This is a genomic window from Pseudomonas inefficax, from assembly GCF_900277125.1.
Lineage (GTDB): Bacteria > Pseudomonadota > Gammaproteobacteria > Pseudomonadales > Pseudomonadaceae > Aquipseudomonas > Aquipseudomonas inefficax.
In genome coordinates this window covers 122489-139189 of record NZ_OPYN01000207.1, presented here as the reverse complement: position 1 = coordinate 139189, position 16701 = coordinate 122489, and the positions used below count along the sequence as shown (strand labels likewise).

The following is a 16701-nucleotide window of genomic DNA, read 5'->3' as shown; positions in this document are numbered from 1 at the left end:
GCCGGGTCGCGACAACCTTTGTGGGAACTTTCCGGCATGGCCGCAAATCCTATGAAGGCTGCCCACGCGCCACAACTTGCCGCGGCGACGCAGGGCGGCAGGCCTGTCCGGGCTGTCCCTGCGTACTCGAAACCTGATTATCGACGTAGCCGGCCGTGACCGTGCCGCGTCTTTCGTGCAAGCCGACCAAGGGCTGCAGGAAACTTGCTTGGAGGGGAGAACTTTTGCGCAAAGCCCGAGTCTATGGTTGCAAGCCTGAACGATGGCTGATGCAACGCTCCTTCGAGTTCACTGAGGAGTGTTCATGCTAACCCAGGAAGAGGATCAGCAGCTTGTCGAGCGCGTTCAGCGCGGTGACAGGCGAGCGTTCGATCTGTTGGTGCTGAAGTATCAGCACAAGATTCTCGGGTTGATCGTGCGGTTCGTTCACGATACCCACGAGGCCCAGGATGTAGCACAGGAAGCCTTCATCAAGGCCTACCGTGCGCTTGGCAACTTCCGCGGCGACAGTGCGTTCTATACGTGGCTGTACCGCATCGCCATCAACACGGCGAAGAATTACCTGGTGTCCCGTGGAAGACGGCCACCAGATAGTGATGTGAGCTCCGAGGATGCGGAGTTTTACGACGGCGATCATGGTCTCAAGGATCTCGAGTCCCCAGAGCGCTCGTTGTTGCGGGATGAAATCGAAGGCACTGTCCATCGCACCATCCAGCAACTGCCCGAAGACCTGCGTACGGCGCTGACCCTGCGCGAGTTCGACGGGCTGAGTTACGAAGACATTGCGAGTGTCATGCAATGTCCGGTGGGTACCGTGCGCTCTCGAATCTTCCGCGCTCGGGAGGCAATAGACAAAGCCCTGCAACCTTTGCTGCAGGAAACCTGAGACAGCGGCGACAGCCAAGAGAGGAACCGCCATGAGTCGTGAAGCTTTGCAGGAATCGCTGTCCGCGGTGATGGATAACGAAGCGGACGAGCTTGAACTGCGTCGTGTGTTGAACGCCGTAGACGATGCTGAAACCCGAGCCACCTGGTCGCGTTACCAGGTTGCCCGCGCAGCCATGCACAAGGAGCTGCTGCTGCCTGAACTGGATATCGCCTCGGCGGTGTCTGCAGCGCTGGCTGACGAAGCCGTGCCGGCCAAGGCCAAGAAAGGGCCATGGCGCAGCATTGGCCGCCTGGCGGTAGCTGCCTCGGTCACCGTAGCGGTGCTGGCCGGTGTGCGCATGTACAACCAGGACGAGATCACTGGCGCCGAGCTTGCTGCCCAGCAACCTGCCCAGCAAGGCCTGAGTGTGCCACAAGCACAAGGCCCCGCCGTTTTGGCAGGCTATAGTGAGAGCAGTGAGCAACCGACCGGGCCGATGGCCAACGGCGTGCTGCAGAACCAGGCCGGCTGGGATCAGCGTCTGCCGGGCTACCTGCGCCAGCATGCTCAGGAATCTGCGCTCAAGGGCACTGAAACCGCATTGCCGTATGCCCGCGCCGCCAGCCTGGAAAACCGTTAAGTAAGGAGGATCATGCGCGCGCTACCTCTCCTGTCGCTGCTGATTGGCAGCTGCATGACGGTGCCAGCGTTGGCAGCCAATTCTTCGCCCGAGGCGAGCGAGTGGCTGAGCAAGCTGGCACAGGCCGAGCAAAAGCAGAGCTACCAAGGCTCTTTTGTCTACGAACGCAACGGCAGTTTCTCTTCCCACGAGATCTGGCACAGGGTCGACGACGGCAAGGTCAGCGAGCGGCTGTTGCAGCTCGATGGTGCCGCCCAGGAGATCGTGCGCGTGGATGGCAAGGTAGAGTGCGTCAGCGGGGCCTTGGCCAGCGGTGTGACGGCGCCCCCGGACACCGCGCAGCGTGTACTTGATCCACTGAAACTGATGGGCTGGTATGACTTGAGCGTGGCGGGCAAGTCACGGGTCGCCGGGCGCGATGCCGTGATCGTGACGCTCACCCCGCGCGACCAGCACCGCTATGCCTTCGAATTGCACCTGGACCGTGCTACCGGTCTGCCGCTGCGCTCGTTGATGGTCAACGACAAGGGGCAGTTGCTGGAGCGCTTCCAGATGACTCGTCTCGATACTGCAGCGCCCAGCGATGACCAGCTGCGCGCCAGCACGGCGTGCAAGCCGGTGCAGCATGTGGCCGCTAGCGCCAATGACACGGTCGCCGGCTGGCGTTCGGACTGGCTGCCGCCTGGCTTCGAACTGGTCAACAGCTCGGTACGCCGCGATCCGAAGCAGGACAGCACGGTCAGTAGCCTGATGTATGACGATGGCCTGGCACGTTTCTCGGTGTTCCTCGAGCCGGTAAAGGATGAGGGCGGGACCGACATGCGCACCCAGCTAGGCCCGACTTCGGCGGTTTCCCGTCGCCTCAACACCCCCAAGGGTAAGGTAATGGTTACCGTGGTCGGCGAAATTCCGCTGGGTACTGCAGAGCGTGTGGCGCTGTCCATGCGTCCACAGGATGGCCAGGCGCGCCAGTGATGGCGCGCTTTTGCGGGCCTGACGCAAGTCACGCGGGCATGCCGCTGAAATGAAATTAAAGCATTGTCATTTGCAATCCATCGGCAAATTTTCTATAGGTCAGGCTTCTAGGAGCCTGGCCTTTCCTGCTTTGTGCAGGGGCCTTTCTAAACTACCGCTCGTTGTGACGGGAGCCGTATGTCAATACCACGCTTGAAATCCTACCTATCGATGTTCGCCGCCGTGCTGATGCTCGGCCAGGTGCTCAGCGCCCAGGCCGAGGAAGCCCTGCCGGACTTCACTACCCTGGTCGAGCAGGCCTCGCCGGCCGTGGTCAACATCAGTACCAAGCAGAAACTGCCGGACCGCCGCATGGCCGCCGGGCAGATGCCCGACCTGGAAGGCCTGCCGCCGATGTTCCGCGAGTTCTTCGAGCGCAACATGCCGCAGCAGCCACGCTCGCCGCGTGGCGACCGCCAGCGCGAAGCCCAGTCGCTGGGTTCGGGCTTCATCATTTCCAGCGATGGCTACGTGCTGACCAACAACCACGTGGTAGCCGATGCCGACGAGATCATCGTCCGCCTGTCGGACCGCAGCGAGCTGCAGGCCAAGCTGGTCGGCACCGACCCGCGCACCGACGTGGCCCTGCTCAAGGTCGAGGGCAAGAACCTGCCGACCGTCAAGCTGGGTGACTCCGAGAAGCTCAAGGTGGGCGAGTGGGTACTGGCCATCGGTTCGCCGTTCGGCTTCGACCATTCGGTGACCAAAGGTATCGTCAGTGCCAAGGGCCGTACGCTGCCCAACGACACCTACGTACCGTTCATCCAGACCGATGTGGCCATCAACCCGGGCAACTCCGGCGGCCCGCTGTTCAACATGAATGGCGAAGTGGTGGGTATCAACTCGCAAATCTTCACCCGTTCCGGCGGTTTCATGGGCCTTTCGTTCGCGATCCCGATCGATGTGGCGATCGATGTCTCCAATCAGCTGAAGAAAGACGGCAAGGTCAGCCGCGGCTGGCTGGGCGTGGTGATCCAGGAGGTCAACAAGGACCTGGCTGAATCGTTCGGTCTGGACAAACCGGCCGGTGCCCTGGTGGCCCAGGTGCTGGAAAACGGCCCGGCAGCCAAGGGCGGCCTGCAGGTGGGTGACGTGATCCTGAGCATGAACGGCCAGCCGATCGTCATGTCGGCCGACCTGCCGCATCTGGTCGGCAGCCTCAAGGATGGCGAAAAGGCCAAGCTGGAGATCATCCGCAACGGCAAGCGCCAGAACCTCGATATCAGCGTTGGCGCATTGCCGGACGAAGATGCCGACATCGGTACCGGTGCCGAAGGCAGCGCAGAGCGCAGCAGCAACCGCTTGGGCGTCTCGGTGGCCGACCTGACCGCCGAGCAGAAGAAAGCCCTGGAACTCAAGGGCGGCGTGGTCATCAAGGAAGTCCAGGATGGCCCGGCAGCGATGATCGGCCTGCGCCCAGGTGATGTCATCAGCCACCTGAACAACCAGGCCATCGGTTCGGCGAAGGAATTCACCGAAATCGCCAAGGAACTGCCGAAGAACCGTTCGGTGTCGATGCGCGTGCTGCGTCAGGGCCGTGCCAGCTTCATCACCTTCAAGCTGGCTGAATAAGCTGTAATTCTGCCCTCGCGGGCATTGTCCAGCCTGACAAGCCCGGTGCGTGAGCACCGGGCTTTGTTCATTCTGGAAGGTCAGTTGAATATGGACATCAGCGTGCCGATGTATCCCCCGGCGCCGGCCGAGTTGAAGCCGATCACCGTGCGCGTCCCATCGCTCAGGCAAACCATGCCATCGCTGATGCCGGCAAGCTCCCTGATGGGTTGAAAGCTGGTATCAGGGTTGCCATCGGGAAGATAACGACGGCTTTCCAGGGTTCTGCCCAGGCCGAAGGCAAACAGCCGATGTTGCTCGTCGGCGGACACTGCATGCCAGGCGGTCATCCCTGAGGTGTCCAGTACGGGCTCGCCGCCATTGAATGCCGGATCCGTCGCGCCGTGGGCATCAAATTGCCAAAGCAATGCCCGGGATATGCCTTCGCCGCTTGTCGCTTTGCCGCCTATCAGCAATTGTCCTTCCGGCCTGGGTAGCAGCGTGCCGACTTCCGTAGCGAAGCCCGCAGCCTGGAAAACCACTGTGCCGCCGTCTCCGAAGGATGCATCCAGCGCTCCATCGTGACGGTAACGCGCGAGAAAGCCCTCGGCGGCCAACCCCTGCCGCCAGCGGGTTCCGCTGACCACGAAGCTGTCAGCCAGCTGGACGATTCCAGTGACTTCGATCTGACCGGAGCCTGGCAGAATGTCGATGAATTCGCCAAGCCCTGCTGCTGGCTGGCCATTGTGTTGCAGTAGATACACCCTGGCCATTTCCGAAGGCGCGCTTTGAGCCCTGTGCAGGTTGAGGGAGACCATGAGGTATGGCCCATCGCTCGCAAGGCGGCCACTGCCAATCACCATGCCCATGGCCGGCGGTATGCTCAGGGTACGGGTTACAGCGCAATTGCCGTCGTGGTCGTAGCAGGTGAGCCGGGGTTCTGCCAGCAGGTTTGCGGCGTTAGCACTCCACCCCAGCACGGCGAAGTGTTGGTCGGGAAGCAGGGCCAACGCTTCAGTCGAAGCGTGTTCATCAAGGGCATAACGGCCAACGATAACGCCATCCTGGGCAAAGCTCAGGTCAACGGAACCGTTGGTCGTGTAGCGGGCCAGGGCAAAATGTCGCCCGCCATTGTCGTCGAAGGCGAGCGCGCTGATGAGCAGGTTGCGTTCCTGTAGCGCCATGCCTGTCAGGTTTCGGCCGATGAACGGGCTGTGGAACGGAGGGAGTTCCGCTCTGCCATTTTCACCGAAAGCGGGGTCGAAATCCCCCGGTATTACATGTTGTGAACGCATGTTGGTCACCTCGGTCGGGAGGTTTGCAAGGGTGGACGATTCCCGGTGCGCTGAGTACTGGCAGAAATGTCAGGTAGCGTTTCTGTCAGGCAACCCCGTTTACCAGCGGCTGGATGGCGTGGCGGCAAGCTCCGGCTTAAGGTACAATTCCCGGCTATTTTTCGGCGGGCGTCCGGCTCGCAGCCTTTTCGAGTGTTGACCCGTGAGTGATTTGAGTCATATCCGCAATTTCTCCATCATCGCCCACATCGACCATGGCAAGTCGACGCTGGCCGACCGTTTCATCCAGATGTGCGGTGGCCTGTCGGCACGCGAAATGGAAGCCCAGGTGCTCGACTCCATGGACCTGGAGCGTGAGCGCGGTATCACCATCAAAGCCCACAGCGTCACGCTTCACTACAAGGCGCAGGACGGCAAGACCTACCAGCTGAACTTCATCGACACCCCCGGCCATGTCGACTTCACCTACGAAGTCTCGCGTTCCCTGGCAGCCTGTGAAGGCGCGTTGCTGGTCGTGGACGCCGGTCAGGGCGTCGAGGCCCAGTCCGTGGCCAACTGCTATACCGCCATCGAGCAGGGCCTGGAAGTCATGCCGGTTCTGAACAAGATGGACCTGCCCCAGGCCGACCCGGATCGCGTCAAGGACGAGATCGAGAAGATCATCGGCATCGACGCCACCGACGCCGTGGCCTGCAGCGCCAAGAGCGGCATGGGCGTGGACGAGGTGCTCGAGCGCCTGGTGCATACCATCCCGGCGCCTGAAGGAGAGATCGACGCCCCTCTGCAGGCGCTGATCATCGACTCCTGGTTCGACAACTATCTGGGCGTGGTCTCGCTGGTTCGCGTGCGCCAGGGCCGCGTCAAGAAAGGCGACAAGATTCTGGTCAAGTCCACCGGCAAGGTGCACCTGGTCGACAGCGTCGGTGTGTTCACTCCGAAACACACCCAGACCGCCGACCTGAAGGCCGGCGAAGTGGGCTTCATCATCGCCAGCATCAAGGACATCCATGGTGCCCCGGTCGGTGACACCCTGACCCTGTCCTCGACCCCTGAGGTCGAAGTGCTGCCAGGCTTCAAGAAGATCCAGCCGCAGGTCTATGCCGGCCTGTTCCCGGTCAGCTCCGACGACTTCGAGGACTTCCGCGATGCGCTGCAGAAGCTGACCCTGAACGACTCGTCGCTGCAATACATGCCGGAAAGCTCCGACGCCCTGGGCTTCGGCTTCCGTTGCGGTTTCCTCGGCATGCTGCACATGGAAATCATCCAGGAGCGCCTGGAGCGCGAATACGACCTGGACCTGATTACCACCGCGCCAAGCGTGATCTACGAGCTGGAACTGAAAACCGGTGAAACCATCACCGTCGACAACCCGTCGAAGCTGCCAGACGTTTCGGCTGTCGCCGATTTCCGCGAGCCGATCGTCACCGCCACCATCCTGGTGCCGCAAGAGCACCTGGGCAACGTCATCACCCTGTGCATCGAGAAGCGTGGCGTGCAGCGCGACATGCAGTTCCTCGGCAGCCAGGTGCAGGTGCGCTACGACCTGCCGATGAACGAAGTGGTGCTGGACTTCTTCGACCGGCTCAAGTCCACCAGCCGCGGCTATGCTTCGCTGGACTATCATTTCGATCGCTACCAGTCGGCCAACCTGGTCAAGCTGGACGTACTGATCAACGGCGACAAGGTCGATGCCCTGGCATTGATCGTGCACCGCGACAACGCGGCCTACAAGGGCCGTGCGTTGACCGAAAAGATGAAGGAACTGATCCCTCGGCAGATGTTCGATGTGGCGATCCAGGCAGCTATTGGCGGCCAGATCATCGCGCGGACAACCGTCAAGGCGCTCAGAAAGAACGTACTGGCCAAGTGCTACGGTGGTGACGTCAGCCGTAAGAAGAAGCTGCTGGAGAAGCAGAAGGCCGGTAAGAAACGCATGAAACAGGTGGGTAACGTGGAGATTCCACAGGAAGCCTTCCTCGCCGTGCTCAGGTTGGATAGCTAGGTCCTATGTCGCTAAATTTCCCGCTGTTGCTAGTCATCGCCGTCTTCGTCTGCGGCCTGCTGGGCTTGATCGACCTGCTGTTCCTGGCCCCGCGCCGGCGTGCGGCAATCGCCAACTACCAGGGCAGCGTCAGCCAGCCCGAGATGGCGGTGGTCGAGCGCCTGGGCAAGGAGCCATTGCTGGTTGAATACGGCAAGTCGTTCTTCCCGGTGCTGTTCATCGTGCTGGTGCTGCGTTCGTTCCTGGTCGAGCCGTTCCAGATTCCGTCGGGGTCGATGAAACCGACCCTGGAAGTGGGCGATTTCATCCTGGTGAACAAGTTCTCGTATGGCATTCGCCTGCCGGTGATCGACAAGAAGGTCATCGAAGTGGGTGACCCGCAACGCGGTGATGTGATGGTGTTCCGCTACCCGAGCGACCCGAACGTCAACTACATCAAACGAGTGGTTGGCTTGCCGGGCGACCAGGTGCGCTACACCAGCGACAAGCGGTTGTTCGTCAACGGCCAGCCAATTGCCGAACAACTGGTGGGCACCGAACCGGGCACCCTGGGCAGCGCCGAGCTGTACAAGGAAAAGCTCGGCGAGGCCGAACACCTGATCCGCAAGGAAATGAGCCGTTACCGCATGCCGCCGGACCAGCAATGGACCGTGCCGGCAGGCCATTACTTCATGATGGGCGACAACCGCGACAACTCCAACGACAGCCGTTACTGGGATGACCCGAACATCCCGAAGGAGCTGCACGGCATGGTTCCGGACCGGAACATCGTCGGCAAGGCCTTCGCGGTGTGGATGAGCTGGCCAGAGCCCAAACTCAGCCACCTGCCCAACCTGTCGCGGGTCGGTCTGATCCATTGATACCCATCGGCGCTGGCCAGCAGGCAGCGCCGAATGCATTTCTGACATAGGCTGTGTTCTCAGGGATCGGGAGATTCGCCGCACATCGCGGCGGGCCACAGCCAAACAGTCTTTCAGGATGTTGATTTGAACAACGCGTTGAACAACGAACGGGTGGCCGCATGACTGCTTCCCTTGCCCGTCTGGAGCGAAAGCTCGGCTATACCTTCAAGAACCAGGACCAGATGCTTCTGGCCCTGACCCATCGCAGCTACGCCGGGCGCAACAACGAGCGCCTGGAGTTTCTCGGTGACGCCATTCTCAACTTCGTCGCCGGCGAGGCGCTGTTCGAGCGCTTTCCGCAGGCCCGCGAAGGCCAGCTGTCGCGCCTGCGTGCGCGCCTGGTCAAGGGTGAGACCCTGGCCCGTCTGGCCCGTGGTTTCGACCTGGGTGACTATCTGCGCCTGGGCTCGGGGGAACTCAAGAGCGGTGGCTTCCGCCGCGAGTCGATCCTGGCCGATGCTCTGGAGGCGCTGATTGGCGCCATCTACCTGGACGCCGACATGGAAACTGCCCGGGAGCGCGTGCTGGCCTGGCTGGCCGACGAGTTCGAGGGGCTGACCCTGGTCGATACCAACAAGGACCCGAAAACCCGCCTGCAGGAGTTTCTGCAGTCGCGCAGCTGTGAGCTGCCACGTTACGAAGTGGTGGATATCCAGGGCGAACCGCATTGCCGTACCTTCTTCGTCGAATGCGAGGTAGTGCTGCTGAACAACAAGAGCCGTGGTCAGGGCGTCAGCCGGCGTATTGCCGAGCAAGTCGCTGCCGCGTCTGCATTGATCGCCCTGGGCGTGGAGAATGGCAATGACTGATAGCAACCCGACCCGCTGCGGCTACGTGGCCATTGTCGGCCGCCCGAACGTGGGCAAGTCGACCCTGCTCAACCACATCCTCGGCCAGAAACTGGCGATCACTTCGCGCAAGCCGCAGACCACCCGTCACAACATGCTCGGCATCAAGACCGAGGGTGACGTGCAGGCGATCTACGTCGATACCCCAGGTATGCACAAGGCCAACGACAAGGCCTTGAACCGCTACATGAACCGCAATGCCTCGGCGGCCCTTAAAGACGTCGACGTGGTGATCTTCGTGGTCGACCGCACCAAATGGACCGACGAGGACCAACTGGTGCTGGAGCGCGTGCAGTATGTGACGGGCCCACTGATCATCGCGGTCAACAAGACCGATCGCATGGAAGAGAAGGCCGAACTGATCCCGCACCTGCAATGGCTGCAGGAGCAGTTGCCGAATGCTGAAGTGATGCCTATTTCCGCGCAGCAGGGGCACAACCTCCAGGCGCTGGAGGCACAGATCGCCAAGCACCTGCCCGAGAACGAGCACTTCTTCCCCGAAGACCAGATCACCGATCGCAGCAGCCGCTTCCTGGCCGCCGAACTGGTGCGCGAGAAGATCATGCGCCAGCTGGGTGCGGAATTGCCGTACCAGATCACCGTGGAGATCGAAGAATTCAAGCAGCAGGGCCATGTGCTGCACATTCACGCGCTGATTCTGGTCGAGCGCGACGGCCAGAAGAAAATCATCATTGGCGACAAGGGCGAGCGCATCAAGCGCATCGGTTCCGAGGCGCGCAAGGACATGGAGGTGCTGTTCGACTCCAAGGTCATGCTCAACCTGTGGGTCAAGGTGAAAGGCGGCTGGTCCGACGACGAGCGCGCCCTGCGTTCGCTGGGCTACGGCGACCTGTAAATTCGCCTGACGGCTCAGGTTACTCTGTGGGAGCGGGTTTACCCGCGAATGCGTCAGTGGGTTCACCATCGCATTCGCGGGTAAACCCGCTCCCACAGTTGTCTGGGGCTTTTAGAGAGCGTTTATGGAACAACCTGTTGGCCAGCCAGCTTACGTGCTGCACAGCCGTGCCTACAAGGAAACCAGCGCGCTGGTGGACTTTTTCACCCCGCAGGGCCGCATGCGCGCCGTGTTGCGCCGTGCGCGTGGCAAGGGTGGCAGCCTGGTGCGGCCGTTCGTGCCGCTGGAGCTTGAGCTGCGTGGGCGTGGCGAGCTGAAGAATGTAGGCCGCATGGACAGCGCCGGCATCGCCACTTGGCTGCACGGCGATGCCCTGTTCAGTGGGTTGTACCTCAACGAACTGCTCATGCGCCTGCTGCCCGCCGAAGCGCCTTTCCCGGCGCTGTTCGAGCACTACACCCTGACCTTGCAGGCCTTGGCCGCCGGTCGCCCGCTGGAGCCGCTGCTGCGCTCGTTCGAATGGCGGATGCTGGACGAGCTCGGTTACGCGTTTTCGTTGCACCACGACGTCAATGACCAGCCGATCGCGCTCGACGGCCTGTACCGCTTGCGTGTGGATGCCGGCCTGGAGCGGGTGGAACTGGCGCAACCCGGGCTGTTCCGCGGCACCGAACTGGTGGCCCTGGCTGAAGCCGACTGGAATGCACCAGGCGCCTTGCTCGCCGCCAAGCGCCTGATGCGCCAGGCACTGGCGGTTCACCTGGGGGGAAAACCGCTGGTCAGCCGGGAACTGTTTCGCAAGCGCTGATCAGGACGTATGCTGTGGGGCTCAATCATCAGGAGAGCCTTTCGTGACTCACAGCAACCGCATGCTTCTCGGCGTAAACATCGACCACGTGGCGACCCTGCGTCAGGCCCGGGGCACGCGTTATCCTGATCCGGTCAAGGCTGCCCTGGATGCCGAGGAAGCAGGCGCCGATGGCATCACCGTGCACCTGCGTGAAGACCGCCGGCACATCCAGGAGCGTGATGTGGTGCTGCTCAAGGACGTGCTGCAGACCCGCATGAACTTCGAGATGGGCGTCACCGAAGAGATGATGGCCTTTGCCGAGAAGATTCGCCCGGCGCACATCTGCCTGGTACCCGAAACCCGTCAGGAACTGACCACCGAAGGCGGCCTGGACGTGGCGGGCCAGGAGGCACGGATCAAGGCTGCGGTTGAGCGCCTGTCGCGTACCGGTGCCGAAGTGTCGCTGTTCATCGATGCCGACGAGCGGCAGATCGAGGCATCGCGTCGTGTTGGAGCGCCAGCCATCGAACTGCACACCGGGCGTTACGCCGACGCCGAAACCCCGACTGATGTGGCTGAGGAGCTCAAGCGTATCGTCGATGGTGTGGCGTTCGGGGTGGGGCAGGGGCTGATCGTCAATGCCGGGCATGGCCTGCATTACCACAACGTCGAGGCGGTTGCCGCGATCAAGGGCATCAATGAACTGAACATCGGCCATGCGCTGGTGGCGCATGCCTTGTTCGTGGGCTTCAAGGCCGCCGTGGCCGAGATGAAGGCGCTGATCGTGGCGGCTTCGCGCTGATCGTCGGTCGCCTGTACCGGCCCTTTCGCGGGTAAACCCGCTCCCACAGGGGTCGCACAAGCCCCAGCCCTGTAGGGTACCTGTGGGAGCGGGTTTACCCGCGAAGAGGCCGGCACAGGCGAAAGATCAATCGGCAGGAAACACCAAAGTGAAGCGGGTAGGCCCCAATGGGCTGCTGCTGACCTCGACCCGCCCGCCATGCAGCTGCATGATCGACTTGACGATCGCCAGCCCCAACCCGGTCCCGCCTTCCAGCCGCGAGCGCCCCGAGCCCACCCGGTAAAACCGCTCGAACAAGCGCGAGTGGTGCTCTTCAGCAATACCAGGCCCCTGGTTCTCTACCGAAAGTCGAATTTCACTACCCAGGCGCTCGACGCGCAACTCTACGGGCTTGCCATCGGGGCAGTGCCGAATGGCATTGCTCAACAGATTCGACAATGCCCGTTGAAACATCAGCCGATCCCCCAATGCCGTCCCCCAGCCCTGAACACGCAGCTCAACGTCTTTCAGTTCGGCACTGAACGCGAAAAGTTCGACAACCCGAGCAGTTTCGTCGGCCAATGCCATGGGTTTCAGCATCACCTGGGCTTGAGGCTGGCTGACCTGGGCAAGAAACAGCATGTCGTTGATGATGCGGTTGAGCCGGGTCAGCTCTTCGATACTGTCTTCCAGCACTTCGCGGTAATTGGCGTTGTCCCGTTCACGGGCCAGGGTCACCTGGGCCCTGCCCATCAGGTTGCTCAAGGGGGTACGCAGCTCGTGGGCGAGATCGTCGGAAAACTGCGACAGCTGGCTGACCCCCTGATCGAGCCGATCGAGCATCACATTGATGCTGCTGGCCAGCTCTGCCAGTTCCAGCGGCAGGCCGCTCGCTGGCAGGCGATGTCGCAAATCTTGCGCCGACACCTGCCCGGCAATGCGGCGGAAGTGGCGCAAGGGCTTCAGGCCGCGCCGGGTCAGCCACCTGGCGCCGGCGCCGATCAACAGCAACAGCAGCGGCAACGCCAGCAAGGTGGAATGCAGGTAAGCCTGTAGCAGGGCGTTGTCGTCGGCGCGGTTGAGCGACATCATCACCCTGACTGGGGTGTCGTCGCGCAGGCGCATCAGCCGGGTCGCGGTAAGTATCTGGTTACCTTTGCTGTCGTGCCAGGCATGAAAGGCCAGGCTGGCATCGGTGCGCAGCTCGCCTACCTGCGATTCAAGCGCTGGCCCCAGGCTGAGCAGGTGCGGGTGGCGGCCTTCCAGGGCCAGCACACTGAGGCTGAGGTTGTCGTGCCCCATCACCAGGTCGAGCAAGGGATGGGCGCGGCTGCCCAGGTCTTCGCTACGCAGGTCGACGCGCAGGTTGTGCTCGACCTGCAGCATCTTGCGCGCCAGGTCCTTGCGTGCGCGGTTGTCCAGTTCGTGATCAAGGGCGAACACGGCCAGGCAGGCCAGCAGCAGCACCAGTGCGGCGCCCATCAGCGTCACGCTCAGGCCCAGGCGCAGTGACAGGCTGGCGTTGTTCAAAAGCGTGCCTCGAGCACGTAGCCGACGCCACGCAGGGTATGGATCAGTTTGTCGTCGAACGGGTCGTCGATCTTTGCCCGCAGGCGCCGGATCGAAACCTCGACCACATTGGTGTCGCAGTCGAAGTTCATGTCCCACACCAGCGAGATGATCTGGGTGCGCGACAGCACTTCGCCAGTCTGGCGCATCAGCAGATGCAGCAGGGCGAATTCCTTGGCGGTCAGGTCGATACGCTGCCCGGCACGGTAAGCCCGGTGGCGGGCGGGGTCCAGCTCCAGATCGGCGACGCGCAGGGTGCTGGGCTGCAGTTGCTGGTCGTTACGGCGCAGCAAGCTGCGGATGCGGGCCAGCAGTTCCGGAAACTCGAAGGGTTTGAGCAGGTAGTCGTCGGCTCCCAGGTCCAGGCCCTTGACCCGGTCGGCCAGGCGGCCGTGGGCGGTGAGCATCATGATGCGCGTGGCCGATTCGGCACGTAGCCGCTGCAGCACGGTCCAGCCATCGAGTTCGGGCAGGTTGACGTCGAGAATGACCAGGTCGTAGGGCTGCTGGCGGGCCAGGTGCAGGCCATCGGTGCCGGTGTGGGCGCAGTCGACCACGTAGCCGTTCTCGCGCAGGCCCTGCTGCAGGTAATCGGCGGTGCGCAGTTCGTCCTCGATGATCAGTAGACGCATGGGAGGCTCGGTGTGATGAAAAGGGGGCGATTCTCGACCCTGTAGTGGCATCAGGGTCAAGGGGCAGGATGTTACGGCATGAGTAAGGGCGCGCGGCGCAGATAACGGATTTGTAATGCTGGTGTTATCTGGCTGTCTGTTGCGGCCCTTTCGCGGGTAAACCCGCTCCCACAAGGTCTTCACAGACGCTGAAATCCTTGCAGTTCCTGTGGGAGCGGGTTTACCCGCGAAGAGGCCAGCACTGACAACACAGGGCCACATTGCAAGACTGTAATCCCCGCCTCACCTTGCCGTTAGCTAGCCCTAGCTAGGATGGCCGTGTCTGATCGGTTATCACGAGGCAACCACGATGAACCTGACCAAATACCTGCTGTTGGCCACCCTTGCCCTGGGCAGCGCCAGTGTTTACGCCGAGGGCGGTGCGGAGCGTTCGAAACAATTCTGGCAAGCATTCCGCGAAGACCAGCAGCGCCTGCACGGCGACAAGCAACAGGCCGTTGCCGAACGTGAGCGCAAGGCGCAGGAGAGGGCCAGCAAGTTGGCCAAGGACTGAAGTTACAGCACCTGCGCCGCGCCAGCTCCTCGGCGCAGATGTATTCAGACGCCCATCCGGGCGTCTTTTTTTATTTGCGCGCCAGCAGGGTGGCGCGACGTGGAGCCGGCAGGCCTTCGATGGTCTTGCTGTGGTCGTTCGGGTCAAGGAAGTCGACCAGTGACTGGTAGCGCATCCACTCGGTGCTGCGCTGTTCCTCAACGCTGGTCACGCTTACGTCGACGCACCGCACATCGCTGAAGCCGGCCCGGCGCAACCAGCGCTCCAGGGCTGGTACCGATGGCAGATACCAGACGTTGCGCATCTGTGCATAGCGGTCCTCAGGTACCAGAACCTGGTTTTCGTCACCTTCGATCACCAGGGTTTCCAGCACCAGTTCGCCACCTTTGACCAGGCAGTCCTTGAGCGCCAGCAGGTGCTCGATAGGCGAGCGGCGGTGATAGAACACACCCATGGAAAACACCGTATCGAAACCTTCGAGGTTGGCCGGCAGGTCTTCGAGGGCGAACGGCAGGTGCCATGCGGGCAACTCTGGCAGGTATTGTTGGACGGCCTGGAACTGGCAGAAGAACAGCCAGTTCGGGTCGACGCCAACAACCATGTCGGCACCGGCACCGAGCATGCGCCACTGGTAGTAGCCGTTGCCGCAGCCCACATCGAGCACACGCTTGCCCTTGAGGTCCAGGTGCGGACCAACCCGGGACCATTTCCAGTCCGAACGCCACTCGGTGTCCACATGTACCCCGAACAGGTCGAACGGCCCTTTGCGCCAAGGCGACAGGCCCATCAATGCCTGACGCATCTGCGCGCGGGTCGCGTCGTCGCAATCGCAGTCCAGGCGCAGCCCGTTGACCAGGTCGATTTCGCTCGGCTGCAGGGCGGGCAGCGCTTCAAGCGCTCCTCGCCAGCGGTCGAGATCGCCGTGGCCCTTCTCCAGCTTGGCTTCCAGTTGCGCTTGCAGGCCTTGCGACCAGGAAGCCAGGGGGGTGCCCGCCAGGCGGCGGACGAGGGGGGACAGATCGATCATGGCAGGGCAATCAAAGAGGCGAAGTTAAGGCATTGGAACCAGGGCACCACCTTCGAGAAACCGGCTGCGCGCAGGCGTGCCTGGTGGGCTTCGAGGGTATCGGGCCTCATCACGTTCTCGATGGCGCTGCGCTTCTGGGCAATCTCCAGTTCGCTGTAGCCATTGGCACGTTTGAAGTCCAGGTGCAGTTCGTTGAGCAAGTCCTGCTGTTCAGCATCGGCGAAGCGCAGTTTTTCCGAGAGGATCAGCGCACCACCGGGCAACAGCGCCTGGCGGATGCGACCGAGCAGTTCCAGGCGCTGGTCGGGTGCGATGAACTGCAGGGTGAAGTTCATCGCCACCACCGAGGCGGGCTCGAAGGGCAGGGCCAGGATGTCGGCTTCCAGCACTTGCACCGGCAGCAGTTCCTGGAACATCGAGTCCTGGGCAGTGAGGTATTGGCGGCAACGCTCGACCATTGCCGCGGAGTTGTCCACGGCAACAACTCGGCAGCCGTCGCTGCGCACATGACGGCGCAGCGACTGGGTAACGGCGCCCAGCGAAGCACCCAGGTCGTATAGCGCGGTGTGCGGCTGGGCGAAGCGCGCAGCCAGCACGCCGAGGTTCTCGACGATGGTCGGGTAGCCCGGTACCGAGCGCTTGATCATGTCCGGGAACACACGCACCACATCTTCGTTGAAGACGAAGTCGGGCACCTGCTCCAGGGGCTGGGCGAAAAGGCGGTCGGGTTGTTTGCTCACGGGAGGGCTCGATACAGGGTGAAACGGAGGCGCATTTTAGCCAAAGGCCGCGATTCTTGCCATGGCAGCGCTTCAGCCTCAGGGTGTTCATGGCGCAACCGCTGCGGTCAGCGGACGACGATCCTGCAATCGAAAGTCTGTACCGGGGCAACATCTGCAGCCCACGGCTGCTGGTAGATCAGCACCAACTGGCCATCGCCGGCGCCGCTGGCCTGGTAGCGCCAGGTCGAGACACCGGCGCTGCCGACCACATCTTCTTCCGGGCCGCTGTACACCTCCGGGCCGAGGCTTTGCAGCACGTTCGCGGCTGGGTTTTCGACCCGCCAGCGGTAACCGGTGGACGGGTTGCTTGGCAGTGTCAGGGTCAGCGTCTGGCCAACCTGCAGGCGCGTCGGGCATTCGCTTTCGGCATCGAGTGCAACCGGCTGGGTGGGCTGATGGGCGCAGGCAGAAAGCAGGGCGAAGCTCAGGGGAACGAGCAGACGAGGGGCGGTCATGTTGGCTCCGTAGGCTGGTGATGGCCTGAGGATAACCGATGATCGAGGAGATTTGTGTTGCCTGTGCCGGCCCTTTCGCGGGTAAACCCGCTCCCACAGGGGACCTCACTGGGCTAAAGCCCTGCGCTATCCCTGT

17 protein-coding genes are annotated in these 16701 nt (G+C 62.2%); 11 read left to right on the top strand and 6 right to left on the bottom strand.

The window, feature by feature from the left end; all coding sequences use genetic code 11:
• Positions 1 to 304: 304 nt before the first annotated feature.
• The 4 genes from rpoE (at position 305) to JV551A3_RS25615 (ending at position 4094) form a co-directional block, all read left to right on the top strand.
• Positions 305 to 886 carry an RNA polymerase sigma factor RpoE gene (gene rpoE / locus JV551A3_RS25630; protein WP_003252049.1) on the top strand — a complete coding sequence of 194 codons (582 nt, stop codon included), beginning with the start codon at positions 305 to 307 and terminating at the stop codon, positions 884 to 886.
• Between the two features lie 31 nt (positions 887 to 917).
• Entirely contained in the window at positions 918 to 1508 is a 591-nt protein-coding gene (locus JV551A3_RS25625; protein ID WP_133975058.1) for a sigma-E factor negative regulatory protein, read from the top strand.
• A 12-nt stretch (positions 1509 to 1520) separates the two neighbouring features.
• Positions 1521 to 2483 (top strand): MucB/RseB C-terminal domain-containing protein, encoded by a 963-nt coding sequence (locus tag JV551A3_RS25620; RefSeq protein ID WP_133975056.1) that lies wholly within the window; start codon positions 1521 to 1523, stop codon positions 2481 to 2483.
• Positions 2484 to 2693: 210 nt separating this feature from the next.
• Positions 2694 to 4094 carry a DegQ family serine endoprotease gene (locus tag JV551A3_RS25615; protein ID WP_372239059.1) on the top strand — a complete coding sequence of 467 codons (1401 nt, stop codon included), beginning with the start codon at positions 2694 to 2696 and terminating at the stop codon, positions 4092 to 4094.
• A gap of 80 nt (positions 4095 to 4174) precedes the next feature.
• On the opposite strand, the gene JV551A3_RS25610 is transcribed toward JV551A3_RS25615, so the two are convergent.
• Positions 4175 to 5368: a hypothetical protein gene (locus tag JV551A3_RS25610; RefSeq protein ID WP_133975051.1), complete on the bottom strand. Its 1194-nt coding sequence runs from the start codon at positions 5366 to 5368 to the stop codon at positions 4175 to 4177.
• A 202-nt stretch (positions 5369 to 5570) separates the two neighbouring features.
• On the opposite strand from JV551A3_RS25610, the gene lepA reads away from it, so the two are divergent.
• The 6 genes from lepA to pdxJ all read left to right on the top strand — a co-directional run bounded on the left by lepA (position 5571) and on the right by pdxJ (position 11568).
• Positions 5571 to 7370 (top strand): translation elongation factor 4, encoded by a 1800-nt coding sequence (gene lepA / locus JV551A3_RS25605; RefSeq protein ID WP_133975049.1) that lies wholly within the window; start codon positions 5571 to 5573, stop codon positions 7368 to 7370.
• 5 nt (positions 7371 to 7375) lie between these two features.
• Positions 7376 to 8230 carry a signal peptidase I gene (gene lepB / locus JV551A3_RS25600; RefSeq protein WP_003258486.1) on the top strand — a complete coding sequence of 285 codons (855 nt, stop codon included), beginning with the start codon at positions 7376 to 7378 and terminating at the stop codon, positions 8228 to 8230.
• 161 nt (positions 8231 to 8391) lie between these two features.
• On the top strand, positions 8392 to 9081 hold the full coding sequence (rnc, locus tag JV551A3_RS25595) for a ribonuclease III (RefSeq protein ID WP_112250542.1): 690 nt from the start codon (positions 8392 to 8394) through the stop codon (positions 9079 to 9081).
• The gene (gene era, locus JV551A3_RS25590; protein WP_015271595.1) at positions 9074 to 9976 is read left to right on the top strand and encodes a GTPase Era; all 903 of its coding nucleotides are present in this window, start codon (positions 9074 to 9076) and stop codon (positions 9974 to 9976) included. Before rnc ends, era begins: the two co-directional genes overlap by 8 nt.
• A gap of 124 nt (positions 9977 to 10100) precedes the next feature.
• Positions 10101 to 10784, top strand: coding sequence for a DNA repair protein RecO (recO, locus tag JV551A3_RS25585; protein ID WP_133975048.1), 684 nt, complete (start codon positions 10101 to 10103; stop codon positions 10782 to 10784).
• A 61-nt stretch (positions 10785 to 10845) separates the two neighbouring features.
• Positions 10846 to 11568, top strand: a complete 723-nt coding sequence (gene pdxJ / locus JV551A3_RS25580; RefSeq protein WP_243432208.1) for a pyridoxine 5'-phosphate synthase — start codon at positions 10846 to 10848, stop codon at positions 11566 to 11568.
• A 126-nt stretch (positions 11569 to 11694) separates the two neighbouring features.
• On the opposite strand, the gene JV551A3_RS25575 is transcribed toward pdxJ, so the two are convergent.
• The gene (locus tag JV551A3_RS25575) at positions 11695 to 13077 is read right to left on the bottom strand and encodes a heavy metal sensor histidine kinase (protein ID WP_133975046.1); all 1383 of its coding nucleotides are present in this window, start codon (positions 13075 to 13077) and stop codon (positions 11695 to 11697) included.
• Positions 13074 to 13748 carry a heavy metal response regulator transcription factor gene (locus JV551A3_RS25570; RefSeq protein WP_133975044.1) on the bottom strand — a complete coding sequence of 225 codons (675 nt, stop codon included), beginning with the start codon at positions 13746 to 13748 and terminating at the stop codon, positions 13074 to 13076. Before JV551A3_RS25570 ends, JV551A3_RS25575 begins: the two co-directional genes overlap by 4 nt.
• 349 nt (positions 13749 to 14097) lie before the next feature.
• On the opposite strand from JV551A3_RS25570, the gene JV551A3_RS25565 reads away from it, so the two are divergent.
• The gene (locus tag JV551A3_RS25565) at positions 14098 to 14301 is read left to right on the top strand and encodes a hypothetical protein (RefSeq protein ID WP_133975042.1); all 204 of its coding nucleotides are present in this window, start codon (positions 14098 to 14100) and stop codon (positions 14299 to 14301) included.
• Between the two features lie 70 nt (positions 14302 to 14371).
• Here the strand turns inward: JV551A3_RS25565 and cmoB are convergent, their stop codons facing one another.
• The 3 genes from cmoB to JV551A3_RS25550 form a co-directional block, all read right to left on the bottom strand.
• Entirely contained in the window at positions 14372 to 15328 is a 957-nt protein-coding gene (gene cmoB, locus JV551A3_RS25560) for a tRNA 5-methoxyuridine(34)/uridine 5-oxyacetic acid(34) synthase CmoB (RefSeq protein ID WP_133975040.1), read from the bottom strand.
• Positions 15325 to 16068 (bottom strand): carboxy-S-adenosyl-L-methionine synthase CmoA, encoded by a 744-nt coding sequence (cmoA, locus tag JV551A3_RS25555; protein WP_133975038.1) that lies wholly within the window; start codon positions 16066 to 16068, stop codon positions 15325 to 15327. Before cmoA ends, cmoB begins: the two co-directional genes overlap by 4 nt.
• Positions 16069 to 16175: 107 nt before the next feature.
• Positions 16176 to 16565, bottom strand: a complete 390-nt coding sequence (locus tag JV551A3_RS25550) for a protease inhibitor I42 family protein (protein WP_133975036.1) — start codon at positions 16563 to 16565, stop codon at positions 16176 to 16178.
• Positions 16566 to 16701: the final 136 nt, after the last annotated feature.

Excerpts from the sequence above, each read along its gene's own strand:
- pdxJ (WP_243432208.1), top strand. The coding sequence starts at position 10,846 with ATGCTTCTCGGCGTAAACATCGACCACGTGGCGACCCTGCGTCAGGCC.
- JV551A3_RS25615 (WP_372239059.1), top strand. The coding sequence starts at position 2,694 with ATGTTCGCCGCCGTGCTGATGCTCGGCCAGGTGCTCAGCGCCCAGGCC.
- JV551A3_RS25620 (WP_133975056.1), top strand. The coding sequence starts at position 1,521 with ATGCGCGCGCTACCTCTCCTGTCGCTGCTGATTGGCAGCTGCATGACG.
- rnc (WP_112250542.1), top strand. The coding sequence starts at position 8,392 with ATGACTGCTTCCCTTGCCCGTCTGGAGCGAAAGCTCGGCTATACCTTC.
- recO (WP_133975048.1), top strand. The coding sequence starts at position 10,101 with ATGGAACAACCTGTTGGCCAGCCAGCTTACGTGCTGCACAGCCGTGCC.
- JV551A3_RS25565 (WP_133975042.1), top strand. The coding sequence starts at position 14,098 with ATGAACCTGACCAAATACCTGCTGTTGGCCACCCTTGCCCTGGGCAGC.
- rpoE (WP_003252049.1), top strand. The coding sequence starts at position 305 with ATGCTAACCCAGGAAGAGGATCAGCAGCTTGTCGAGCGCGTTCAGCGC.
- lepB (WP_003258486.1), top strand. The coding sequence starts at position 7,376 with ATGTCGCTAAATTTCCCGCTGTTGCTAGTCATCGCCGTCTTCGTCTGC.
- era (WP_015271595.1), top strand. The coding sequence starts at position 9,074 with ATGACTGATAGCAACCCGACCCGCTGCGGCTACGTGGCCATTGTCGGC.
- JV551A3_RS25625 (WP_133975058.1), top strand. The coding sequence starts at position 918 with ATGAGTCGTGAAGCTTTGCAGGAATCGCTGTCCGCGGTGATGGATAAC.
- JV551A3_RS25550 (WP_133975036.1), bottom strand. The coding sequence starts at position 16,565 with ATGACCGCCCCTCGTCTGCTCGTTCCCCTGAGCTTCGCCCTGCTTTCT.
- JV551A3_RS25610 (WP_133975051.1), bottom strand. The coding sequence starts at position 5,368 with ATGCGTTCACAACATGTAATACCGGGGGATTTCGACCCCGCTTTCGGT.
- cmoB (WP_133975040.1), bottom strand. The coding sequence starts at position 15,328 with ATGATCGATCTGTCCCCCCTCGTCCGCCGCCTGGCGGGCACCCCCCTG.
- JV551A3_RS25570 (WP_133975044.1), bottom strand. The coding sequence starts at position 13,748 with ATGCGTCTACTGATCATCGAGGACGAACTGCGCACCGCCGATTACCTG.